Origin of the sequence: Legionella moravica DSM 19234 (assembly GCF_000423305.1) — a bacterium.
Classification (GTDB): Bacteria; Pseudomonadota; Gammaproteobacteria; order Legionellales; family Legionellaceae; genus Legionella; species Legionella moravica.
The window spans coordinates 221,789-246,549 of record NZ_AUHS01000003.1; the positions used below are offsets into that span (position 1 = coordinate 221,789).

The window sequence follows — 24,761 nt, forward strand, 5'->3', positions numbered from 1 at the left end:
AACTGGCTAAACCACGCGCCATTTATCTATTTATAATTTAGAAATTAACTCCATAGGCTTACTCTCCGAGACATCAATGACTTTCAGCGGCTTAAAAAATAATAGCCGTGGTTGACCACCAAATTTAATAAACTCCTGTGGTTCCTGATTTTTCAAAGTCTTCTGTAAAATTCTTTTTGAGCCTTCATTTGATGGATGTACTGTAGCAACAATCTCTTTAATATTCCGCTCTAATGAATCAATCTTACTTTCAGCAATTATGTGTTTTATAAATTTTTTTCCCAAGATTGCGATTTCAGTTCCATAACCTTTTCCCCAAAAAGCTTGATCAATAATATAAATGATTTCACCGACATTTCGATGACCGCCCCCTACAGTGGAGAAATCATCCAGACAATGTTTCATATAAAGATAACCAATAAATTCTTGGGTAGCTGAATGGTAAATTGAAAGCACAGAGAATTGAGTACCAGAATTCCAGCGTTTGGTTTCATCTTGAATGAATTCTCTTATGGAAGCACTATCCCAAACCTTGCCCTCACCAAACATTTTTGTATTTTCGGGATTCTCTAAAAGAGATGTATATTTTTCAATTAAAAAAGATTCTTCATCTTGATTAAGGGATCTGCCCTCCACCCTTTTTGAACAAATTGTATACTGATTCAATTCACTTTTGATGAGTACATTACCCAATTTTTTTGATGTATAAGTTACCTGTTTCATTGAAGTATTCCTCGAATTGTTTTTTTAATTAAATTGTGCCCCGTTTCAACTAAGGGGATACACCAGATTCACGTCGGTATAGAGGAGTTTGAAGTAAGAATTCACTAACGTTGTGCTTCACAATATCATTAAGGCAATGATTATAAGCAAATACCTTACGTTGCCGTTCGGAACTGGTACCTGAATTCATAATCATTTTTAGAGTAGAAAAATAAGTTTGATAGTGCAGTTTTTCAATATAGGGTTTTAATTTTTCAAACCATTCATCTATGTCTTCACGCATCAATTTGGTTTTACCTTCAGTATTCATTACTAACTCAGCATCCAAACCATAACGAATGGCTCTCCATTTATTTTCCCGTGAAAGCCAATAAGGAGGATAGGCAACTGATTCAAGCCAACTTCCATTATCAGCGAACCAATGAGCAAATGTATGAATCAGGGCAACTAAAGCTAGCGTTTCAGCTAAGGTGGCTGCTCCATCACAAACCCGAATTTCTAATGTTCCAAAACCAGGACTTGGTCTTAAATCCCACCATAAATCTTTAAGTGATTTAACTGAACCGCATAATTTTAATGACTTATATAGATGCTCAAAATCTTTCCATGTTCGGACATGATAGGGCTGTCCTGCAGTGGGTAGCGCTTCATAGGTGGTAGGTCTACAAGAAGCTAGACCTGTATCTATGCCTTGCCAAAATGGAGAGCTTGAAGAAAGAGCTAATAAATGAGGCAGAAAATACATAAAAAAATTGTTAAACCGAATGCAATCTTCCCCACTGGACATGCCTATATGAACATGCAACCCATAGACACTCATGCGTCGTGTAAGCCATTGATTGCGATCAATCAAGTCCTGATAACGCGTCGTAGGAGACACGACCCAATCAGAGTATTTAGAGAAAGGATGAGAACCAGTTGTAGAAAATAAAATCCCTAAATCTTTCGTTGCTAATTGTAATGACGCAAGTGTTGCATAAAGATCGTCCTCGACTTCCTGGGCAGTAAGGCATTTATCTGTATTCACTTCTATAGTACTTAAATAAAACTCTTGTTTGATTTTTTCAAGATGAGCTGTAGCGTTAAGAACATCAGTGGCTCTGGAGCATAAGTTATAGCTTTTAGAATCAATGAGCTGAAGCTCAATTTCCACTCCTAATGTTAATACTCCATTACTATTAAAATATACTTCTTCCTCCAGAGAATGGCTGTCTAATTGCAATGTATTCCTGTTTGGTTTCAAGAGGTTGCTTATTTGATTATCCATTCGATAATCCTCCCTTTATTGGTGATCTTTGAGAATTATTAATGAGACAGGCGTATTGAACATTATTTTCAACACTATTTTTGAGGATAGTTCTATAGTTATATTGAATACTTGGATACAATAGTCAAAGTCCTTAAATATCTATATCTGTTGATATGATTTGTACACAAAGCATTTGTCATATTAATGGGTAAATTTCTTCATTGCAACTGTTAATAGGTAAAGAATCATTCATGAGTGATATCGAAAATCAATCGCCAGACAATAACATAAAGGCGGCTCAACAATCAGAGCAACGTTCCAAAAACATCATTCTTGCCTTGCGAAAAATTATGCAGCAGATGGATTATCATTCCAGAAGATTAAACAAATGCTATGGTTTAACTATCCCTCAAATAGTCTGTTTGTATGAAATTTATGAAAATGGACGAATGACTATATCTGCTCTTTCAAAAAAAATTTATTTATCAATGAGTACTATTGTAGGGGTAATTGACCGTCTGGAAGAAAAACAATTTGTCAATCGAACTCGTGATATTGAAGACCGCCGTATTATTTATATTGATATTACAGAAAAGGGAAAAGAGTTTGTTGCTGCTGCTCCTTATCTTCTACACAATAGATTGAACGATAATCTTCAGGTTTTAACTGAAGAAGAGCAAATAACGCTTGCTGATTCTATCGATTTATTAGTTAATCTCTTAAAAGACATATAAAAATGACGTATTGAAGCACGTTTGTATTATGCATCAAAATCTAATTAGTTTTCTGTTAACGCATATGATGCAGATGCCAATTTACGATCAATAGCCAGGGGCTGTTGGCAACTCAGCTCCTAAATCAATTTGGTTTACTGAATTTTTAAATTTCTCTTAAATCCCATCATTTAATTCAAGCTATTGAACAATGTACCGATACATTCATCACAAAGCTCACAAAAGGTGCTTAAAATGGATAAAGTTGCTAAATTTAACATTGGGGATGTGGTGATTCATACACGTATACGTTACAGAGCAATTGTGGTGGATGTGGATCCCATATTCCAGGCTTCAGGAACATATAATCCACAGGCAAGCCAACGCCAATTTGCCACACGTAACCCATGGTATCGATTATTAGTAGATGACAGCAGCCAGGTAACCTATGTTGAGGAATGCATGTTAATTGCAGATCCCAGCCAGCTGCCCATCAATAATCCCAATATTCATCATTATTTAAGAGAACAGGAAGGGAGTTATCGGATTACTAATGCTAAACATTAAATACTTGAGATGTATAGCGAATAAGTTCCCAATGGGGAGAATGTGTCAATCAGAGAAGAGCTATCACTTTGCTCCAGATGACCTCTTTTCTTGCTTTGTCATCCAGAACGCAGTGAAGGATTTTCAAATGCGGATAGGATACCAATTGCAGAAAGCTCTCTCTCTTCATTAGTAATGACGTCGCCCGGAAGTACTCAAAAGCGACTTAGGTACTCCTTAACATCAAAACCAGCAACGCAATAAAACCAATTAAAACCAGAGCTAAAACACCCATAGTGAGCGAGCTTTTACTTAAATTTTCTTTACTGAATTGCTCAGGACTTCCCTTAATGACACGATACAAAACAAATACAATCAATACGGCACCAATAACCCCTAAAATTTGATATAAGGTCTCCATCAATCATCTCCTGTAAGTTAATCCTGATTATTTTTAAACCGCTTTACCTGGATTCAAATGCGAAAGCGTCTGAAAACAAATGAGAGGGCAATACACCATTACTCACTAAAACATCACGTGTACTGTAGACCATGTCAAAAGGACCACTCAGTACGATTTGCCAATCATTAAGATCATTTAAATGTCGAGTCAGCACACAGGAAGCAAGCGTCTCCTTGCTTTCATCAGAAATGAGTGAAACATACCTAAAGCGACTGGCATGATTCTGCCAATGAGTGACCTTTTCATCCATATACAGATCGCTTCGTGAACGAGCGCCCCAAATCAACTCAAATGATCGTGGATCTGAAGTTGCTAACAATTGTTCAATCATTGCTTTAACCGGTGCAAATCCTGTGCCTCCGGCAACAAACAAAATGGGTCTATCGATCTCTAATTCATTGATGCTGCACTGACCATAAGGCAGGCGAATAGTAACTTCTCCATGTTCTTTTATATGAGAGAATAATTGCTGATTGTAAGGATTTTCATGACTGTGACGAATATGTAATTCATATTTGTGTGATCCTAAAGGAGCATTGGCAATAGAGTAGCTTAATTCGTCATCACCCAAAAGAATCTGCAGATATTGGCCAGCCTGATATGAAACATATTCAACGGGATTTAAAACCAACCGCATGATACTGTCCGTCAATGGTGAAATGGTTTCAACCTGAGCCTGAACTATTTTTTCATTCATTAATCTAATCCCAGTGAAGACCAATATCCATTTACCTTTTTTAAAATATCCTCATCCATTTGGATTGGTCTGCCCCATTCTCTTTGTGTTTCTCCAGCCCATTTGCTGGTTGCATCCATTCCCATTTTTGATCCCAAACCAGAGACGGGAGAAGCAAAATCGAGATAATCTATAGGTGTATTCTCAATCATTACTGTATCACGAGCCGGATCCATTCGTGTAGTAATAGCCCAAATCACATCTTGCCAATTTCTGGCATCCACATCGTCATCACAGACAATGACAAATTTAGTGTACATGAATTGCCGCAAGAAAGACCAGACAGCCATCATAACTCTCTTGGCATGACCAGGGTATTCTTTTTTAATGGTGACAACAGCCAATCGATAAGAGCAGCCTTCAGGCGGTAAATAAAAATCGACTATTTCAGGGAATTGTTTTTGTAGTAACGGGATAAACAATTCATTTAACGCAACGCCTAATATGGCCGGTTCATCAGGCGGTCTTCCCGTATAAGTACTCAGGTAAATCGGCTTATCACGATGGGTAATCCGTTCCACGGTAAAAACAGGAAAAGATTGTACTTCATTAAAATAACCGGTGTGATCACCGTAAGGACCTTCAGGGGCCTCCTCACCTGGTTCAATATAACCTTCCAATATAATTTCCGCACTGGCAGGTACATGCAATTCATTGCCAATACAACGTGTTAATCGGGTACGCTGCCCTCGCAACAAACCAGCAAAAGCATATTCAGACAAAGTATCAGGAACAGGGGTTACTGCCGCCAAAATAGATGCCGGATCCGCGCCAATGGTTACTGCGACGGGAAAACGCTCGCCCGGATTGGATTTCAACCAGGCTTGATAATCAAGAGCGCCGCCTCGATGGGAGAGCCAGCGCATGATCAACTTATTTTTGCTCAATAACTGTTGACGATAGATTCCCATATTTTCGCGCGTTTGGTTCGGACCTTTTGTAGTAACCATTCCCCAGGTAATCAAAGGCGCCACATCACCCGACCAACACGTTTGGATGGGCAGCATGGTTAAATCCACTTCATCCTTTTCCCATACATGGGTTTGACACTCAGCACCACTCACGTATTTGGGCGCCAAAGTCATGGCAGGTTTTAATAAAGACAATTTACTAAATAGATCTTTAATCCCCTTGGGAGGTTCTGGTTCCTTTAAAGCGGCCAATAATTTGCCAACATCCCTTAATGCGGTGATCGACTCTTCACCCATACCCATTGCGACACGATCGACCGTACCAAACAGATTAGTCAAAACCGGCATTCGATGATTGGATGTATTGGTGAATAACAGAGCAGGTCCTCCAGAGCGCAGCACGCGATCACTGATGGCAGTCATCTCAAGATAAGGCGAGACGGGATAGTCAATTCGTTTTAATAAGTCTCGTGATTCGAGTTGTGCGATAAAGTCTCTAAGATCAGAGTAGTTCATTAGTGATTTAACTCAAAAGGATTACATTATTTAATTCCAATTTAACCCTTAATCCCTTCAAGTTGAGAGGGCACTTATGCCAGTCTCGAAGCCTGGTTAACAAGACTTAGAGACGAGGCTACCGCCTCTCCTTAGTTCGAACGGATAGAGGCGAAAATCGTGACTTAATGGCAATTGGTATTCGACAAGCAATCCAACGCTGGGTTATTGCTTGCAAAACCGTACTTTTAATTACTCTTGTCTTTTCATTGCATCAAAAAATTCAGCGTTTGTTTTATGATTTTTCATACGCTCTAACAGGAATTCAATGGCATCACATTCATCCATGGACTGCAGGATTTTACGTAATATCCAGGTACGCTGTAAATCTTCTGGGCTGAGCAATAAATCTTCACGACGCGTTCCTGAGCGATTAATGTTAATTGCAGGAAATACGCGACGCTCAGCGATATTACGGCTCAGATGGATCTCCATATTACCGGTTCCCTTGAATTCTTCGTAAATCACTTCGTCCATTTTTGAACCCGTGTCAACCAAAGCCGTAGCGATAATGGTCAAACTGCCGCCTTCTTCAATGTTTCGTGCCGCACCATATAAGCGCTTTGGACGTTGTAAAGCATTCGCATCAACACCACCAGTTAATACCTTACCGGATGATGGAACAACAGTATTATAAGCACGTGCCAAACGGGTAATGGAATCAAGAAGAATAACAACGTCCCGCTTGTGTTCAACCAAGCGCTTTGCTTTCTCAATAACCATCTCGGCTACTTGAACGTGGCGATTTGCCGGCTCATCAAAGGTACTGGCTACCACTTCACCCTTTACAGAACGCTGCATTTCGGTAACTTCTTCAGGACGCTCATCTATCAACAATACAATCAGGTAACATTCCGGGTAATTTTTTTCTATAGAGCGCGCAATATTTTGCAGCATCAAGGTTTTACCCGCTTTGGGCGGAGAAACAATCAAACCACGCTGACCGCGGCCAAATGGCGCACACAGATCGACAACCCTTGCGGTTAAATCTTCGGTACTGCCATTGCCTTGTTCCATCACCAAGCGTTGCGTCGCAAATAAGGGAGTCAAGTTTTCAAATAATATTTTACGTTTTGCGCTGTCTGGTGTGTCGTAATTTATTTGATCAACTTTTAATAAAGCAAAATAGCGCTCGCTGTCTTTAGGTGGTCGAATTTTACCAGAAATGGTATCACCTGATCGAAGACCAAAACGTCTGATTTGACTCGGCGAGACATAAATATCATCTGGACCAGCTAAATAAGAACCATCCGCGGATCGCAAAAATCCAAAACCATCAGTCAAAACTTCCAGAACACCATCACCATGGATGTCTTCGCCTTTTAAAGCATGGGCTTTAAGAATAGCAAAGATAATGTCTTGTTTGCGCAAACGGGAGGTATTTTCAACTCCCATCTCTTGGGCGATATTAACGAGGTCAGCAATAGCTAATTGCTTTAGTTCACTAAGATTCATACTTCTCACTTGATTTATTGTTTAAACGAATTGAATATCCGAGAAAATTTTTGTTAGGGAATAGCAGTTAAGGATTCGACTGCCTATGCAACATACTTGAATTAAAGTTTGTCACATATTGCTAACAGGCTATCACAGCTTTCAAACAAGATCCAATTTTTTTTATGAAAACTAAAAGAATTTCTTTATAAAGTAAATCAGAATATTTTATCAATATTGGGTTCGAGTGATGATTGAGCTCTGTATCTGCTAACCCTCAACCATCACTTAAATACAATTAGACGTGACTTTCAACAAAAGCACTTAATTGAGATTTGGATAACAAACCCATTTTAACAGCTACAACCTGCCCATTTTTAAATAAAATTAAAGTAGGTATGCTCATAACACCGAATTTTGAGGGCGCTTGAGGGTTTTCATCGATGTTAATTTTTGCAAAGTTAACATCGTTACTGTGAGTTGCGGCTACTTCTTCCAGAATGGGGGTAAGAGCTCGACAAGGCCCACACCATTCCGCCCAAAAATCGACCAAAACTGGTTTGCTGGAATTAATTACATCCTGCTCGAAACTTGCGTCTGTCACAGCTTTAATATTATCACTCATGAGTATTCCTCAACTATTTATAATTCAAACTATTATTATAGATCACCAGCAACCGCTTGCAACACACTTAAAGCAGTAATAGCCGCCGTTTCTGTACGTAAAATTCTTGGCCCCAAAGATAAGGGTAAATAACCCGATTTACAAGCCAATTTAATTTCTTCATCAGTCAACCCACCCTCCGGCCCGATAATCAGTGAGCTATCTGATTGACCGATTGTGTAATCCCGCCACGTTTTTTTTCCTTCTGGATAGAGAATAAATTTGGATGCGGTGTCTACATACCTCAAGTACTCTTCTAATGAAACAGGAGCATGCACCGGTGGAACCACGTTACGCCCAGATTGTTCACACGCTGCAATTACTGTATTTTGCCATTGATGCCATTTTTTCGACATCCTTTCTTTATCCAGCTTTACCGCACAGCGTTCCGTGATTAACGGCGTTATTGAAGCCACGCCTAATTCAACTGATTTTTGCATCACCAACTCCATACGATCTCCTTTAGAGATGGCCTGGGCCAGATGAATGCTCAATGGTGATTCCCGATTGTGTTCTTTAACCGCCTCAATCAAAACCCTTACTTGCTTTTTCTTAACATGCTCAATAACCGCTGAAAATTCGCGATTGTCTCCACAAAACAACGTCAGAGGATCGCCAGGTTGCATACGCAACACCACGGCCACATGTAGTCCCGCTTCAGGAGATAGCTCCACTAATTGTCCATTGTCATATTCACCAGGTTGGTATATACGAATTTCTCTCACAATTTATTCACCAAAAATCTTGAAAGGACACTATAACAAAAATTACTTAATAACGTCTGCTATGCTAAAATAATTATTTAATTTCGCACGCAATTATCTTATCCAAGGAATTAACCATGACGAACACAACGCGTATTGAATCAGACAGTATGGGTGAAATTGAAGTACCCGCAGATAAATATTGGGGTGCCCAAACTGAACGTTCCTTACATCATTTCAATATTGGCCATGACATTATGCCTCGTGAGGTAACTCATGCTTTTGGAATCCTGAAGAAAGCAGCGGCCCTGACGAATCAGGACTTAGGAAAATTACCCAAAGACAAAGCAGATTTAATTGTCAAAGCAGCTGATGAAGTAAGCAAAGGCATTCTGGATGATCATTTTCCTTTGCATGTCTGGCAAACAGGCAGCGGCACTCAATCCAATATGAATGCCAATGAAGTTATATCCAACCGAGCCATTGAATTGGCCGGCGGGACTATGGGCAGTAAAACCCCCATACATCCCAATGATCATGTGAATATGTCTCAATCCTCAAATGATACGTTCCCTACGGCCATGCATATTGCTGCGGCCATTGCGATCAATCAAAAATTACTGCCTGCAGTTCGCAACTTAAGGGATGCATTCGCAGTGAAGGTGGCGGCATTTAAAGATATAGTAAAAATCGGCAGAACCCATTTACAAGATGCGGTGCCAATCACCTTGGGTCAAGAATTTTCCGGTTATGTTGCTCAGCTGGATGCCTGCATCCACCGGCTGGAAGAAATTTTGCCAGAACTATATGAATTGGCGGCGGGAGGCACTGCCGTAGGAACTGGTTTGAACACACACCCCCAGTTCGCAGTCAAAGTTGCAGCGCACATTGCCAACATTACCCAATTACCGTTTGTTACAGCTCCTAATAAATTTGCTGCTTTAGCATCACACGAGCCTTTGGTTTTTGCACACAGTGCCATGAAAACGCTGGCCTGCGCATTGATGAAAATCGCCAATGACATTCGCTGGCTGGCTTCAGGACCTCGCTGTGGCATAGGAGAAATAACCATTCCTGAAAATGAACCCGGTTCATCCATCATGCCTGGAAAAGTTAATCCAACACAATGTGAAGCAATGACCATGATTTGTGCCCAGGTTTTAGGTAATGATACTGCAGTAGGAATAGCGGATAGTCAGGGCAATTTCGAACTGAATGTATTTAAGCCCGTCATTATATTTAATGTGCTGCATTCGTTGAACCTGTTGGCAGATACCTGTCATTCATTCCAGGAATTTTGCGCGGAAGGGATAGAAGCCAATCAACCAGTAATCGACTATTATTTACACCACTCATTGATGCTGGTAACCGCACTAAACCAACATATAGGTTATGATAAAGCAGCAAAAATAGCTAAAACGGCTCATCATGACAATACGTCTCTACAGGAAGCAGCCGTGAAACTGGGCTATTTAACCGCAGAACAATTCGCGGAATATGTAAAACCGGAAGAAATGATTGCTCCGCAATAAGCCCATTCCTTTTTATAGACGATTGAATCCTGGCGTATTTAAGCCAGGATTCAATTCTACTCAATATATGGAGTTACATCAGAAAGGCCTGTATCCCATAATTACTGTATGACTGGCAATTGTGGTGCAGCAGTTTGTTTAGGTCCTGGAGTTGATTTTTGGGTGGGCTCTTTTGAAGCATAACTTTTTTGTTTGGCTTGTGGTTCACTTGCGGTTGATTGACTGCTAGGAGTTGAGTTTGCAGTGGAATAAGTTGACTCTTGAGCGCTTTGGCTATCCATATAGCAACCTGACAACCCAAAAACCAAAGAAGCAACACATCCCCACTTCAAAAATTGTTTATTGTTCATATTAAGCTTCCTGCATAAGTTAATAAATTGAAACCAAAATAATAAGTACTTCCGCAAATAATATAGATTAAAAATCAGCAATTAACCACAATAACTATGGATTTTCTCAGCACGACGATGGAATCACCTAATTAATGCTTTAAACCTCTTTCATCTATCGCAACACTCCTAAATGATTGTTACATTGTCATGAATTTAGAATTTCTGTAAATAGAGTATTTTTATGAGTTCCAGGTTCCGAGCTGTTCATATCTTCCATCTGCGATGCACCCACCACCATTGCTCCGGATGAGCCAAAATCATGCGTTCCAAGGTTTGATTGTAAATCAGGGTATTGTTGTATATGGCTTGAGAGTGATCCGGGTGTTCTTGCCATTTAAGGGCGGGGAAAAACTCAATCACATGCTTCCCTTTAGCCTCTCGATAACACGATAAAGGCACCACAGGGCAGCAGTATTTCGATGCAAGAACAGCCAGGCTACGATAAGTTCCAGCTTTGGCACTAAAGAAATCTACTGCCAACCCTGAATTTTTTTCTATACTGGCATGCTGATCGAAAAAAAAGAGCACGATCTCCTTCCTACTCAGTGCGCGGCTGACTAACTTGGGGGCGTTAATGCTGCTGATCAATTTAAGATTCCATTTATAAAAGCGCTGAAAAATCATCTGTTCCAGCCACTTTTTACGAATAGGCCGTCTTATGATATGAATTTTATCAATCAGCGAATCAAAATGAAGTAGCCCTGCTGACACAGCCAACTCCCAACTACCCAAATGGCCCGATAAAACTAAAACCCCTTTGCCCTGATTCACTGCCGCAAAAAAATGCTCAGCACCGCGAATTTCTACTCTGCGTTTCATACTGTCTGTACTCAACCATCCAACTAGCATTATGTCCCTAAGCACCATAACCAAATGAGAGTAAAAAGCATAAAGTAATCTTTTTTTTGCAGCAGGACTGACATTATCTTTAAAAACCCGATCAATATTGCTGGTAATAATGTTTTTCCTCAAAGGAACAATCCAATACATTAATCGCCCCCAAAGAGTAACGCGAAGTTTGGAAAAATCGTAATCTGCCATCATTATGCCTTAAAAATTACCAGCGCTTATAAGACCAAAGCCATTGCTCTGGATGCGAAAGGATCATTTCTTCAAGTCGTTTATTGTAATTTTGGGTATTTTCAAAAATCGCTTCTTGTTTATCGCCGCTCTGAGAACGCTCGATTTCGGGATGTAATGCAATCACATGCTCTCTATTGTTAACTCGGTAAAAAGTTATTGAGATAACGGGGGAATTATAACGCACTGCAAGATACGCCAGACTATTATAAGTTCGTGTATTCTGGCCTAAAAAATTTGCCAGGACAGTATTATTTTCTTTCCAGGACGGTCGAAGATCAAATGGAAAACATACAACCCCTTTTTTGCGAAGTGCTGCACCCACCTTAGAAATTGCATTTTTGTTGTTTATCAGCTTAAAACCGGCTGCTTCATAACGTCGTAAGAAGATGTTATCTAAAAATTTAAAGCGTAAAGACTTTCTAATGCAATAATAAAGGTCTTTATTGTCCTCAATTTTATCAAGAAAAAACAGGGGGGCAAACTCCCAGTTTCCAAAATGCCCAGTTAAAACGAGCACGCCATTACCCTGATTCATCGCATTATATAAATGTTCCAAACCGATAACTTTTACACGCTTCCCCAGACGTTTTTTACAGACTAACGCATATAAGATCCATTCCTTTATGCTTGTCACCAAATGAGAATAATAGGCAATTACCAAACGTTTTTTTTCTTTAGAGCTAAGCGAATGTTGAAATACACGTTCAATATTATTTTGTGCGACACTCTTTTTAATTGGGGTAATCCAATAGACAAACCACCCCATTAACGACAAGGGGAGTTTTTTTAAATCACGTGTTAAAGTGACCATAGAATTATTCCTTCATAACACCATCCAGATAAACCAGTTCACAGATAAAGTAAAAAAATCCGGCATAGAGGGCAGTCTACAAGCAGTGATTTCCAAAGTAAAATAGTACTTGGTTTTTGCCTTGAATTTGAGCTACTATCCCTCTTTTGAAACATCCCATAATTCAGAGAATTAATTGAGCTTGTGTCGTCCTTTACGAATTGCCATGATAGCAGGAGAAGCCTCAGGAGATCTGCTCGGAGCCGGTTTAATTAGGGAATTAAAAAAACATCGCTTCCCATTAGAATTCGAAGGCATAGGCGGCACACAAATGATTATGGAGGGCATTCAGTCCTTCGTTAACATGGAGCGCTTGTCCGTTATGGGTATTGGAGACGTGCTAAAGCGGTATCCAGAACTGTACCTAATAAGAAGACAGCTGCTCAATCAATGGATACACCATCCTCCCGATGTATTTATAGGGATAGACTATTCCGATTTCAATTTATGGCTTGCCAAAAAATTAAAACAAAGAGGGGTAAAGACCATTCAATACGTCAGTCCAAAAGTTTGGGCATGGCGACAAAAAAGAGTTTTTCACATAAAAGAAGCGGTTGATTTGGTTCTGACCCTTTTTCCTTTTGAAGAACAATTTTATCAAAAATATGAAGTACCTGCTCAGTTTGTTGGACATCCTCTAGCTGATGATATTGATTTGGATATGGATACGAAACAAAAAAAAATTCAACTGGGTTTGAATAGCCAGGAGCAACACATTGCCGTATTACCCGGCAGCAGAGCTGGTGAAATAAAATATATGGGTCCATTGTTTCTTAATGTCATTCAAAAAATCTACGCACAGCACCAACAAGTTCATTTTATGGTGCCACTCGCCAATGCAAATTTACAGAACATGTTTCAAAAACAACTGGAGGGCAGGGGTATTAAAGCGAATATCCAAATAAGCACTCAAAATGCCCGAGAAGTGATGGCTGCTGCAGATGTGGTATTAGCAAAGTCGGGCACAACAACACTGGAAGCAATGCTGTTGAAAAAACCGATGGTTGTTGCGTTTAAATGGGGTGCGATTACCCATGCCCTTATTGCGCCACAACTTAAAATTCCCTTTATTTCTCTTCCCAATTTATTAGCCAATCGTGAACTGGTTCCTGAGTATCTTCAATCAAAAGCGCTTGCACAACCTATAGCACAACAGATTCTGCAATTACTGCAAACACCAGAACACCATCAACTCACTCAACAATTTAGAGAAATTCACAAAGACCTGCGCCAGAATGCCAATGAAAAGGCGGCTTTAGCTGTACTAAAGGTTCTTGATGTTGCCTCGGCCTGACTCTTTTTTTAATGAATAAATCTGCCTAAGCCACTCACGAGATGGCATGGCAGGAAAACCTCCCTCTCTAGCCCCTGGTGGGACGTCTTTAAGAACTTTGCTGCCAAACAAAATGTTTGCCTTGCTACCAATTTTTAAATGGCCAATGACACCAACCTGTCCCGATAAAGTAACGCAATCCCCTAATTCTGTACTACCCGCAATACCCACCTGAGCAACAATAATCGAGCCTCGCCCCACTTTAACGTTATGCCCTATCTGGATCAGGTTATCCAAACGGCAAAAATCACCAATAACTGTGTTATCCAGCGATCCCCTGTCGATGCAGGTATTAGCCCCAATCTCAACATCATTACCGATAATTACCCCTCCTCGGTGAGGAATTTTATAGTGTCCATATTCATCGCTTGCAAAACCAAAACCATCTTGACCAATGCGAGCACCAGGATAAACGATTACTTTGTTTCCCATGAGGGTATTGCTGATGGAGACATTATTTTCAATATGGCAATCATCGCCTAGAATAACGCCTTCACCAATATATGAATTAACACCAATTTTACAACGAGCGCCAATACGAGCCCTGTCGCCAATAAAGGCACCATGTTCGATTTGACACTCGCTGCCAATTAATGCAGTTGATGAAACATAAGCTGATGCCGCTATAAAACTACGCGTTTGTTCTAAAGGATAAAAAAGTTGAGCAATCAGGGCATAAGCTTTATAGGGATTTTTATGAAGCAACAAATGCATCTGCTCAGGAGCATGCTCTTTGTATTCAGGAGCGAGTATACAGGCCCCAGCCAGTGAATGTTTTAAAGCCTTCAGATATTTTTTTTGGTGCAACATGGCCAGATTTGTCGATTGAGCATCAGCAAGCGTCGCAATATCAGAAACCATAAATGAGCCCTGAGACTCCTGTAATAACTCAGCCCCGGAAATCTGAGCTAATTCAGCAAGACTGAAAGGTCCACGAGGAGTAGAAAATCGATGTGAATGCATAAGCACCTTTATTAACAAAATTAACGATAGATACCGCGTGTTGAACTATTAAGAAATTTGATAATGTCTTGAATATCCATGTTTTCAGGAAACTCTGATTTAAGCTGCTCAATGGCTGCTTTCATGGTAAGGCCTTGATGAAAGAGTATTTTATAAGCGCGCTGTATGGCAATTCGCGCTTCGGGTTCATATCCGTTACGACGAAGTCGTTCTATATTGATTCCGTACCGTTTTGCCGGATTGCCTGTAACCAAAGCAAATGGAGTAACATCTTTAGTTATCAAACTAAGTGCACCAATCATTGACATACGCCCTAATTTGATGAATTGATGAAGCACGGAACAGGCGCCTACAGTGACCCTATCTTCAATAACTACATGACCCGCAATACCTACAGAATTGGTAAAAATATTATTATTCCCAATGGAAACATCATGCGCAACATGAACATAGGTCATGATGACGTTGCTGTTGCCAATAAGGGTTTCTCCGCCACCTCCGGCTGTTCCACGGTTTATCGTCACATATTCTCTAATCACATTATCATTGCCAATAAAGAGCTTACTGATTTCACCCTTAAATTTAAGGTCTTGAGGAGTGCCACCCAGAATAGATCCAATACCAATATAATTCCGTTCGCCAATATGGGTCCAGCCTTCAATGGTAACATGAGAGGCAATTGTAGTACCCTGCCCAATTCGAACATGCTCGCCAATTATTGAATAAGGACCAATCGTCACATCAGAACCAATTTTTGCTCCTGGGGCGATTACTGCTGTAGGGTGAATGCCCTTTGGAGATGAGATAATAGAACTGGGGACATAGGCATGATCTAACGGACTCACAAGCATGATGTTACCTCCACAACACTATTAATTTAAAACTTAAAGAACTGCGTCAACAGGAAAGAACGCCCCAGATAATCCATTAAACAACAACAGCCACCCATTAAAAGAGTATCAGGGGGAAAAAATGTTAAACAATCGACATGATTTGAAATGGATTCAAATCATGTCCACAAACGAGTTAAGCAAAATAGCTGAATTTAACGAATACGTCACGAATAGCCAACCGCTGATTAAAATATAGGCTATTAGCGGTATTGTTGCCACGAATTGCATCAGGCGAAGTATTAGTCCAATATTGCTCTGTATTAATCCCACCTTGAACCCCAACGCTACTGCCATTTTTTAAATCAAAATGAGTTGCAATCGCCAAATTGGACCCAATAACCAGTGATGTCCACATTCTGTTACTGCTATTCTGAGTATAACTGTATCGGCCTGTTTGCTGGTAGCCAGGAATAAACGCAGTTGGTGTAGTAATCAGAGCTTCATTCCAACTGGTCTTGTAGGTTCCACCTAAAAGTGAAGCAGAAACATCACCAACAAGGCTAAAGTATCGGTTTAAATCCCATGCTGCGCCCATACCTATACGAGGGCCAATTCCGAAATATTTCGCTGCATAATTCATTTGATCGGTCAATGGTTCAAGTGACGTATTAAAGGCATTGGGATCAATAGATATTAATGTTCCAGCATATTGAGCTGAAAATCCCTTTTTAAATTCTGATGCTTTAATGCCATAATAACGAGAAAAATGAACGTAATTCAAAAAATTACTTAGAAAATTTCTGTGTGTTATCAGATCAGCCGTTTGATAGTCGTAATAAGCGCTCACTACTGCACTTGCAGGTCCTATCATCTCCTTCCCACCAGATGAAGCAATAAAAGCAGGATTTTCAAATTGAGATCTTACAATCTGGCTTAATCGATTAACCAGCACATTGCTTTCACTGGTAATAGCTGTAGCCACAGTACCCCGATTTTTTAAATTGGTATAGCTTAAAACGACATCATGCCCGTTTTCTGGACCAAATTGATAACCCAAGCCCAAACTGTAACCCCAGCGTGAATCAGTATTCGTCATCAGTGCTGTTTGGGCTCCACCAACGATGGTATCCGCAAACGGGGTTCTATTAATGCCGTCATCACTTAATGAACCGTATATAGGTGACACATAACCAAAGAAGCGCTTGCTATCATCGTGAACCTCGCCCATGACTCCAGCAAAAGATAATGAGCTATTGGCTACAATCAAACTTAATAAACTGGCTTTCCTGACAAAATGCAACATAATCCTTCAAACTCCTTGTTATTATTAATATTCCTGATCCGGAATTTTCAAAACATAGTATCAATATACCCAAAATGCGTCTACGAATTTTTTAAATAAGGACCATTTTTATATTTTTATCCATTTTTAAATACTTGCTCTGTACATCACCCAAAAATCGGTCATGCCCGTGCAGACGGGCAACCATTTATGATTCATCACGGAAGCAAGATGAGATGACTCCCTGACCTATGTTGGACATCATATAATCTGGATCGCCAAAGAGAAATACTTGTTAACTTGATAGTTCATATGGCCTGAATAATAATTAAATGCTGCTCCAAAATTTAAATTCACTATAAGGTGCATTCAAAATTCCTTTGAACTTTAAGTAGAGTTGACTGCACAATCTGCTCTTTAAAATACAAGGCAACAGTTTTGCATTTTCTCCTCAGATGCTTATAATCAAATCTCTTATCATACAAAGGGACTAACATGATTTACCCTAATATTCTGGCCACCATAGGACATACTCCGGTAGTAAAAATTAATCGCTTAGGTAGCGATTTAGACTGCGAACTCTACGCTAAATGTGAATTTTTCAATCCCGGAGGCTCGGTTAAAGACCGGATCGGGTACGAGATGGTTATTCAGGCTGAACGCCAGGGAAGAATTAAACCAGGGGATACTCTGATAGAACCCACTTCCGGAAATACAGGAATAGGTATAGCACTGGCAGGAGCCGTGTTAGGATATAAAGTGATTATCACCATGCCGGAAAAAATGAGCCAGGAAAAACAATCCGTTCTTGAACTCCTGGGAGCAACAATATACAGAACACGGACAGAGGCTGCATCGCACGAACCAGACAGCCACATTTCCCTGGCAAAAGCACTTCAAGCAAAAATACCCAACTCGCACATCCTTGATCAATACTCAAACCCCAACAATCCTAATGCCCACTATCATGGAACAGCCCAGGAAATAATTGATGATTTTGGTATGGACTTACACATGGTGGTAGCAGGAGTTGGAACTGGCGGCACAATAACAGGCATAGCAAAACGCTTGAAGGAACACAATCCAAAAATCCAGATCATTGGCGCTGATCCGGAAGGTTCTATACTGGGTGGCGGAACTGAAATCAAATCCTATCTGGTTGAAGGAATAGGTTATGATTTCTTTCCTGATGTTTTGGATAATAACCTAATTGATGCCTATGTTAAGACAAATGATGCTGACTCATTCCACACTGCAAGACGATTAATTCACGAGGAAGGATTACTCGTAGGAGGCTCTTGCGGTGCTGCGATGTGGGCGGCATTGCAGGCTGCAAAATCCTTAACAAAGGGACAAAAATGCCTGGTCATTTTACCAGACTCCATTCGAAACTACATGTCAAAATTTGCACATGATGAATGGATGAAACAACAAGGATTTCTGTAAACAATCCAGAAGAGGTGTTGAATTGACTCCAGAGTGGAGTCAATTCAACACCTCACAAGACAATTGATTAAACGGGCTTAAAGTCCATAAATCTGAGCAATCAACAAGCAGATCAGGCGGCTGGACTAGCTGCCCGCATTCCGGGTTTATCCATATAATCCAATAATAGATCAGGATCTACCTGATTCAGACTAATCCACTCAGCCAAAGTTCCAGCTAATTCTTCATTCACATATTGCGCATTACTCATGCCATCAACTTTAATTACCCTGCCTTCAGGTGCAGTTAATTTTGAGAAAAATAATTTGGAGTCGGGAATAATCGTGCTTTGTGACGGCAAAAATTTGATATAGAGTGTTATCAAATGTTCTCTTGTCAAACCTTCCATCAATAAGTTCTTTTTCCATTGCTCATAAGTTCTTAAAATCTGTTTATTATCTGATTTAATCAAATCGATTATTTCGGCAAGAGTACTCTTATCACATTCTTCGTTTATAACTGGCTCAGGAGGCTTAATTGCCAATTGACCTACATAAGCATAATCCGCTTCATTTTTGACTCTAGGATAATAGTTACCCTCATTAACCTGTAAGGTCAGTTCGGCTTTAAACATATGAGACGGGCCATGAGAATATATCTCTCTGAGCCGCAATTCTTTTCCCTGTTCCGTAAAAGAAAGAACAATCGTTATCCCCAGGGCATGGGATAAAGCGCGAAGAACACTAGAAGGAACTGTTGTATCATGCTGGCGCAGAAACGCTTTAGGCGTATTGACATTAAGGCCATCGAAAGCTTCACGGTAATCTAAAGGGTGGGCGTACACTTCATCTATAGTAATTTGGTGTAATACATAGGCCAAACATTCTACCACCTCGGATTTACGCGCGTTGTTAATTAATATTCCCATGCGCTCTGTTGGCGTCAGGTATGCTTGATTCGAAATAAATTTGGGATAATAAGTATAAAAGCGCTCTAATATTTTCTTTAAAGTATGATCATTAACACGGTTAGATTGTTTAAAAAAATCAATAAAAGCTACAGCCAGAGCTTGAAACTGCTTGCCACCCACATTAATAAATGTATCTTCTGATATGACCTGCTTTTTATCGTGTTTTGCAAGAGCCCTATCAAAAAAACTGTTTCTGGCCATGGTACTCTCCACCCCCTAATCTATATGTCCATTCTAATGAATCAATATTAAGGAAATATTAACTGGCTTTTTACAATTTACTGTACTAATTTCCATTAGGAAGCAGTAATTAAAATCAAAACGTCTATTTAATCAACTTCAGTAGATGCGACTCTCACTTTAGAGGCTGAAGACAAGCCCACCACGTAGCGGTCTTAGAGCAATTATCAACAACGCTTGAATAATTTAAAACAGGGATACGTACGGAAATGAAGCATAAAGCTTGCCAAAATCACACGATCATCTATTAAACCATCAGCCCCTGGTAACAGCACTAATCGAATCACACATCGATGGATTAAAGCAAATATGGGCATTCGATCAAACCAACATATCAGAGATAGCTTCAACTGGCTTTAATGCACAAATCAAGTTCCAATTTTGCCGTTCCAAAAACATTTTTAACGATATAGAATGAACTATAACTACAATACATAGGTAAATAAGATCACAATACCTAATCAGGAACTCATTGCCAGACCTGACTTAAGATTGTAACGGAACTGTGTATAGAGAGCATTCTACTGGAAAAGATGGAACGAAAAGGAGAGCGCATGGAACAGTATCAAGATAATGATATAGTCCGCGTCAAAGAGTTATTGAGGCATACAGGCGAATTTATCGCTTATTTTGAACTTGCTGAAACCAAGATGTTGGAGTGGCGGGAAGAAATTGAACAACAAAATACCAAATTACTGCACTGCACTCAATCGCTACAAAATGAGCTGGCCACAATTATCGACTTGTTATCCCAAGCAGGAGTAGCCCAATTTAAAGTAACGGCAGAAAAAGCATTGGTACAAGGGGAGGCCAATCTGCACATATTAGAGCGTAACTGCAATGAATTCGCTCTTACATTTCAACAGCATCAGAACCAACTCACCACGTTAACCGAACAATGTATTGATAAAATTGAAAAAAACGCTACAAAGGCAACGCAAACGATCGTAGCTCAACTGGCTCGATACGACGTTCATCAATTTCATCGCATAGCCAGTGAAAGCTGTGATCATGTTGAACGAGTAGCGAACGACGCAGTAAACAAAAGCAATAAACTACTTAACATGTTTCAGTTAAGATTTGGCCTCTTTGCGGTCTTTACCACGCTCTTAACGGCCTTTGTTATTGTACTGTATCTTAGCGATGAGCTTCCCTGGGAAATGCATCGCCAAGCAATGAATGAGCGAGAGGCCGGAAAAGTACTACTCCAGGCATGGCCCAATTTAAGTCAGGAAGAAAAAGAAAAAATCTTAAATGATGATGGCTTACGGCATGGTTGATACCATTTTCAATTTCATGCATCTCACCGCAACCCTGCTTTTCCTCGTGATAATGTTCCTATTGCTATTTAATTATGTGCCTAAAATGCTAAGGCGATTCAAAATTCAGCGATGGCAACATTCTTTGAATCTGCCCAAACATGCTCAAGTTTTTAAGCAATTGTACACAGAGGTGGATGGATTCTCTCTTTCTCGCCTGGCAAGGCATAATCAGAAGGAGGATGCAATTGAATATACTTATGGTGAAATTGAATTTTTGCCTTTTATAGCTCTGTTATCTTTAGTCAGTCCAGACTGCGACACTGTATTTTATGATTTGGGATGCGGGGTGGGAAAAGCGGTAATTGCCTGTGGTATGGTTTATCCTGTACGGAAAAGCATCGGTGTAGAGATACTTCCGGAGCTTTATTCAAGTGCCTGCGCTCAAATCCAAAAACTTGCTGCCAATCCTGACTACAGGACTCAAACACAATGCATCCAATTTATTAACAGCGATCTATTGGACGTTGATTTAAATGAAGCAACCCTCGTTTTTATTAATTCCACCACATTTTTCGGTACAACCTGGGAGCGAGTCAATTCGATGCTCAGTCATTTACCGCAAATTCACACTGTAATTACAACGAGCAAACCCTTACTAAACCGTGAATTTACAATGATAACCCGTACCAAATTACAAATGAGCTGGGGGATTGTCCCAGCATTTATACATATTAGAAAACTAATTTAAACTAACTGGCTTGAAAACATTGAATAATTTTTTTCCCCGTCTATACTTATAAAACAAAGGAAAAATGTCAGCACCTGCTGTGTCTTGGTAGCAGACTTTAGATCACGCGACAAAACGAGGTGGGTATGATTAAATCGGAACTCATTGAACACATCGCTGCTCGAATGACGCATCTTTCAGAAAAACAAGTAGCTGATGGGATCAACAGAATCTTGGAATTAATGAGTGAAGCCCTCATTAATGGGCAAAGAATCGAAATTAGGGGATTTGGAAGTTTTTCACTGCATTATCGGCCACCGCGAAATGCTCATAATCCTAAAACCGGGGAAAAAGTTGTGACTGAAGCAAAACACAGTCCTCATTTCAAACCAGGCAAAGAACTTCGTGAGCGAGTCGATGCGTCTCGAGCAAAATATCCATTGTCTGAAGAGGATTGAGTGTTCACAAGCTCACAAAGGAATGTAATAGACCAACGGATAATCCCGTATATCAAAGTGATACGGGATCACCAATTCAGATAATATCTTACGTGCGTGGCAAAGTCACACCCGTTTGCCCTTGATATTTTCCACCACGATCGCGGTAAGAAACGGCACACACTTCGCTTGCCTCTAAAAACAACATTTGCGCCACGCCTTCATTTGCATAAATTTTAGCAGGCAACGTTGTAGTATTTGAAAATTCCAAAGTCACATGTCCTTCCCACTCAGGTTCTAAAGGTGTTACATTCACAATAATTCCACAGCGTGCATAAGTTGATTTCCCCAAACAGATAGTCAAAACATTTCGGGGAATACGAAAATATTCAACAGTTCGGGCCAATGCAAATGAATTGGGCGGTATGATGCAAACATCGGATGTCACATCGATAAAACTATTTTCATCAAATGCTTTGGGATCGACAATAGCAGAATTGATATTGGTAAAAATCTTGAATTCATTAGAGCAACGGACATCATAACCATAGCTTGACACACCATAAGAAATGATACGACCGCCATCATTTTCTCTTACTTGTCCGGATTGGAACGGGGAGATCATTCCATGCTCACGAGCCATTTTCTCAATCCATCTATCTGACTTAATTGACACTATTAGACCTCATTGCTTCTAAAAAAATAGAGTTCTATCATAAAAATTGCTCAAACGAAAGTTTGAACTCTAAAAATCATTTATTTTTTTAAAAACCAACCACAATAATTATTCTTCGAGCACCATGGGCATAGGGCATATAATCATTAAATGATTAGTCCCTGTACTATTTACCGGGGTCTGTGAACACAATTAATTTATATTTTTTGCTGCTATTGAGCAAGAACTTGCGAAGTCTGCAAGTAGTACACATGTTCCGATCTTTTTGAGATGGTCATATACGATATAAAGAGTAAACAGAATATCTGGCATTCCGGAGAGCATAAGCTTAATCAGAAATTCATTGCAGCCTGGCAATCGATTTATTTTAGCAGGCTGCAGTAGGTGGATAGGTAATCTCGAGTACTCATCCGCAGAAACAAGTTACGAAACACTGGGAGCCACCTTATGAGAAACCAAAATCCTCTAGAAATAGACTCCTATCTGGGCAGACACGGTATCCGCTGAACGGCCTGTACCCAAGGTAGGAAGATTCACCAATCCAGGAGGAGCAGCTCCATTAGCATATTGTCCCGCTCCGTAATCGATATCATGACGATATTCCAAACTTTCAACTGTATCTTTCCATATTGATATGTTGAATACACCAACAAACCTTTGTTGAGGTAAGTTTAAGGCTAAAGCATCTTTTGACCACTGATATCCCAGACCAATTGAAGAGGGTCTGTTGAAGGCCCTAAAGGTCATACCGACTTCAGCTTGAGCAGCCTGAGGTCTGGCCCCTCTACCATTGAAACTCAAATCCTGAGGTCTAAATGCTTGTGTCGCGCCAACCCATTCAGCAGTGAAATTGTATCGGTCATAGCCTATGTTGCCGTGTACGTCCATTGCCTGGGTTTTTCTTACAGCTTCGTTACCATTAGTAATTGAGCCGAATCCACCGAATGTGGTACCTATAGTAGAACCCGTGCTTTGCATTCCTGCCGCATCATCTATTGAACTAATGTAACTCGCTCCAATTTCACCTGTAACCTCTTGATATTCAAATATATACCCTAAATTCACTCCGCCTACACCAGATTTACCTAAATTAGTATCACTTCTGTAAGCATAGACCGCAGCAAAAGGTCCTGAATCTTCCTGAGATTTATAACCTAAAATAAACGGCCTTGTTTTGGTACGTGCAACATTCATCGTTAAAGGAGAACTGATCATGGAGCTTGAGTATCGACCAAAGGGAACGTAAAGCTGACCCGCAGTAAAATACAATGGAGTTTTATCCAGATTCCCAATATTCACAAAGCCCATATTTAAATTAAAAGCTGAATTATTAATGCGAGGACCTACTTCAGGGGGGCTTTCATCGTAAGCAATAGCAATATAGGCTTCAACATTTTGATTCAGTGCTGCAGCGATATCCAACTCACTTGAACCCAAGGTCAAATCACCATTGGTATTGCCTCTAAACGGGTCGTTAAGAACGCCTACAGGTTCAGACTTTCCGCTCAAGGCTATAATGGGCATATGAGGAACAGGGTAGCCTATACTCTGATAGGCTCTATAAAGACGACGACGCTGTTGCATCAAACGAATATCTCGGTTAATACTCGAAATATTGACGATGTAATCTGAACCATCAAACGCAGGCCTGTCCCCCAAATACGGCGAACTGACGACCGGGGTACCCGCGATATAAGTAACGACTTGATCATCGGCAACAAGCGCTGTAGGGTAAAAACCTATTGACTCGGGATGCGCTTCCGGTGCGTGCACGGTTACATGTGTAGAATAATAATCATTTCTTTTTTTCTTGCCTTTACCCCCGGCAGGAACCGCTTTAGGCAAACTTTTTTTCGCTGCAGGTTTTCTATTACTAGGCTCTTGCGATGTATTCTGTGACACCAATTTTTTTTGTAATCGATCAAGTTGTGTTTGCAAATCTTTAGCCTGATGTTGTAAACGTTGGATTTCACGTTGGAGTTGTTGGTTATTTTCCGCATATAAGGTCGTTGATAAACAGGCCAAAGCCAATATGATTTTCTTAAACTTCATGCGGGG

General features: G+C 40.2%; 25 protein-coding genes. 8 read left to right on the top strand and 17 right to left on the bottom strand.

Features of this window, described 5'->3' with window-relative positions; genetic code table 11:
- Positions 1-30: 30 nt before the first annotated feature.
- Positions 31-723: a GNAT family N-acetyltransferase gene (locus G543_RS0100950; protein ID WP_028382853.1), complete on the bottom strand. Its 693-nt coding sequence runs from the start codon at positions 721-723 to the stop codon at positions 31-33.
- Positions 724-772: 49 nt separating this feature from the next.
- Positions 773-1,990: a carboxylate-amine ligase gene (locus tag G543_RS0100955; protein WP_028382854.1), complete on the bottom strand. Its 1,218-nt coding sequence runs from the start codon at positions 1,988-1,990 to the stop codon at positions 773-775.
- A gap of 233 nt (positions 1,991-2,223) precedes the next feature.
- On the opposite strand from G543_RS0100955, the gene G543_RS0100960 reads away from it, so the two are divergent.
- A complete protein-coding gene (locus G543_RS0100960; RefSeq protein WP_028382855.1) occupies positions 2,224-2,706 on the top strand; it encodes a MarR family winged helix-turn-helix transcriptional regulator in 483 nt (160 codons plus the stop codon).
- Positions 2,707-2,940: 234 nt separating this feature from the next.
- A complete protein-coding gene (hspQ, locus tag G543_RS0100965) occupies positions 2,941-3,252 on the top strand; it encodes a heat shock protein HspQ (RefSeq protein WP_028382856.1) in 312 nt (103 codons plus the stop codon).
- Positions 3,253-3,457: 205 nt separating this feature from the next.
- On the opposite strand, the gene G543_RS0100975 is transcribed toward hspQ, so the two are convergent.
- The 6 genes from G543_RS0100975 to G543_RS0101000 all read right to left on the bottom strand — a co-directional run bounded on the left by G543_RS0100975 (position 3,458) and on the right by G543_RS0101000 (position 8,719).
- Positions 3,458-3,652 carry a hypothetical protein gene (locus G543_RS0100975; RefSeq protein WP_028382858.1) on the bottom strand — a complete coding sequence of 65 codons (195 nt, stop codon included), beginning with the start codon at positions 3,650-3,652 and terminating at the stop codon, positions 3,458-3,460.
- 43 nt (positions 3,653-3,695) lie between these two features.
- Positions 3,696-4,391 (bottom strand): NAD(P)H-flavin reductase, encoded by a 696-nt coding sequence (locus G543_RS0100980; protein WP_028382859.1) that lies wholly within the window; start codon positions 4,389-4,391, stop codon positions 3,696-3,698.
- Positions 4,391-5,857, bottom strand: coding sequence for a 4-hydroxy-3-polyprenylbenzoate decarboxylase (gene ubiD / locus G543_RS0100985; RefSeq protein ID WP_028382860.1), 1,467 nt, complete (start codon positions 5,855-5,857; stop codon positions 4,391-4,393). The genes G543_RS0100980 and ubiD overlap by 1 nt, the downstream gene beginning before the upstream one ends.
- Positions 5,858-6,088: 231 nt before the next feature.
- A complete protein-coding gene (gene rho, locus G543_RS0100990) occupies positions 6,089-7,351 on the bottom strand; it encodes a transcription termination factor Rho (RefSeq protein ID WP_028382861.1) in 1,263 nt (420 codons plus the stop codon).
- 277 nt (positions 7,352-7,628) lie between these two features.
- A complete protein-coding gene (gene trxA / locus G543_RS0100995) occupies positions 7,629-7,955 on the bottom strand; it encodes a thioredoxin (protein WP_028382862.1) in 327 nt (108 codons plus the stop codon).
- A 35-nt stretch (positions 7,956-7,990) separates the two neighbouring features.
- The gene (locus G543_RS0101000) at positions 7,991-8,719 is read right to left on the bottom strand and encodes a 16S rRNA (uracil(1498)-N(3))-methyltransferase (RefSeq protein ID WP_028382863.1); all 729 of its coding nucleotides are present in this window, start codon (positions 8,717-8,719) and stop codon (positions 7,991-7,993) included.
- Positions 8,720-8,835: 116 nt separating this feature from the next.
- On the opposite strand from G543_RS0101000, the gene fumC reads away from it, so the two are divergent.
- Entirely contained in the window at positions 8,836-10,230 is a 1,395-nt protein-coding gene (gene fumC / locus G543_RS0101005; protein ID WP_028382864.1) for a class II fumarate hydratase, read from the top strand.
- A gap of 101 nt (positions 10,231-10,331) precedes the next feature.
- Here fumC and G543_RS0101010 read toward each other — a convergent pair whose 3' ends face one another.
- The 3 genes from G543_RS0101010 to G543_RS0101020 form a co-directional block, all read right to left on the bottom strand.
- The gene (locus G543_RS0101010; RefSeq protein ID WP_028382865.1) at positions 10,332-10,580 is read right to left on the bottom strand and encodes a hypothetical protein; all 249 of its coding nucleotides are present in this window, start codon (positions 10,578-10,580) and stop codon (positions 10,332-10,334) included.
- Positions 10,581-10,826: 246 nt separating this feature from the next.
- Positions 10,827-11,663 (bottom strand): lysophospholipid acyltransferase family protein, encoded by an 837-nt coding sequence (locus G543_RS0101015; RefSeq protein ID WP_028382866.1) that lies wholly within the window; start codon positions 11,661-11,663, stop codon positions 10,827-10,829.
- Between the two features lie 16 nt (positions 11,664-11,679).
- Positions 11,680-12,516, bottom strand: a complete 837-nt coding sequence (locus tag G543_RS0101020; protein WP_028382867.1) for a lysophospholipid acyltransferase family protein — start codon at positions 12,514-12,516, stop codon at positions 11,680-11,682.
- A gap of 205 nt (positions 12,517-12,721) precedes the next feature.
- Here G543_RS0101020 and lpxB point away from each other — a divergent pair, with 205 nt between their 5' ends.
- Positions 12,722-13,849, top strand: a complete 1,128-nt coding sequence (gene lpxB, locus G543_RS0101025; RefSeq protein WP_238584742.1) for a lipid-A-disaccharide synthase — start codon at positions 12,722-12,724, stop codon at positions 13,847-13,849.
- Here lpxB and lpxD read toward each other — a convergent pair.
- The 3 genes from lpxD to G543_RS0101040 all read right to left on the bottom strand — a co-directional run bounded on the left by lpxD (position 13,820) and on the right by G543_RS0101040 (position 16,987).
- A complete protein-coding gene (lpxD, locus tag G543_RS0101030; RefSeq protein WP_028382869.1) occupies positions 13,820-14,851 on the bottom strand; it encodes a UDP-3-O-(3-hydroxymyristoyl)glucosamine N-acyltransferase in 1,032 nt (343 codons plus the stop codon). The two genes, lpxB and lpxD, sit on opposite strands and share 30 nt — an antisense overlap.
- Positions 14,852-14,871: 20 nt before the next feature.
- Entirely contained in the window at positions 14,872-15,702 is an 831-nt protein-coding gene (gene lpxA / locus G543_RS0101035; protein WP_028382870.1) for an acyl-ACP--UDP-N-acetylglucosamine O-acyltransferase, read from the bottom strand.
- Positions 15,703-15,877: 175 nt separating this feature from the next.
- Positions 15,878-16,987 carry an Lpg1974 family pore-forming outer membrane protein gene (locus tag G543_RS0101040; protein WP_035921127.1) on the bottom strand — a complete coding sequence of 370 codons (1,110 nt, stop codon included), beginning with the start codon at positions 16,985-16,987 and terminating at the stop codon, positions 15,878-15,880.
- Positions 16,988-17,461: 474 nt separating this feature from the next.
- Here G543_RS0101040 and G543_RS0101050 point away from each other — a divergent pair, with 474 nt between their 5' ends.
- Positions 17,462-18,412 (top strand): pyridoxal-phosphate dependent enzyme, encoded by a 951-nt coding sequence (locus G543_RS0101050; protein WP_028382872.1) that lies wholly within the window; start codon positions 17,462-17,464, stop codon positions 18,410-18,412.
- A gap of 112 nt (positions 18,413-18,524) precedes the next feature.
- Here G543_RS0101050 and G543_RS0101055 read toward each other — a convergent pair whose 3' ends face one another.
- The gene (locus G543_RS0101055; RefSeq protein WP_028382873.1) at positions 18,525-19,562 is read right to left on the bottom strand and encodes a hypothetical protein; all 1,038 of its coding nucleotides are present in this window, start codon (positions 19,560-19,562) and stop codon (positions 18,525-18,527) included.
- Between the two features lie 593 nt (positions 19,563-20,155).
- Here G543_RS0101055 and G543_RS0101060 point away from each other — a divergent pair.
- The 3 genes from G543_RS0101060 to G543_RS0101070 all read left to right on the top strand — a co-directional run bounded on the left by G543_RS0101060 (position 20,156) and on the right by G543_RS0101070 (position 22,048).
- Positions 20,156-20,881, top strand: coding sequence for a hypothetical protein (locus G543_RS0101060; protein ID WP_028382874.1), 726 nt, complete (start codon positions 20,156-20,158; stop codon positions 20,879-20,881).
- An 85-nt stretch (positions 20,882-20,966) separates the two neighbouring features.
- Complete coding sequence (locus G543_RS0101065; RefSeq protein ID WP_238584743.1) at positions 20,967-21,611, top strand: class I SAM-dependent methyltransferase; 645 nt, start codon at positions 20,967-20,969, stop codon at positions 21,609-21,611.
- Positions 21,612-21,736: 125 nt separating this feature from the next.
- Complete coding sequence (locus G543_RS0101070; protein ID WP_028382876.1) at positions 21,737-22,048, top strand: integration host factor subunit beta; 312 nt, start codon at positions 21,737-21,739, stop codon at positions 22,046-22,048.
- An 88-nt stretch (positions 22,049-22,136) separates the two neighbouring features.
- On the opposite strand, the gene dcd is transcribed toward G543_RS0101070, so the two are convergent.
- Both dcd and G543_RS0101080 read right to left on the bottom strand, forming a co-directional pair.
- Entirely contained in the window at positions 22,137-22,703 is a 567-nt protein-coding gene (dcd, locus tag G543_RS0101075) for a dCTP deaminase (protein ID WP_028382877.1), read from the bottom strand.
- A 465-nt stretch (positions 22,704-23,168) separates the two neighbouring features.
- Complete coding sequence (locus G543_RS0101080; RefSeq protein WP_028382878.1) at positions 23,169-24,755, bottom strand: LbtU family siderophore porin; 1,587 nt, start codon at positions 24,753-24,755, stop codon at positions 23,169-23,171.
- Positions 24,756-24,761: the final 6 nt, after the last annotated feature.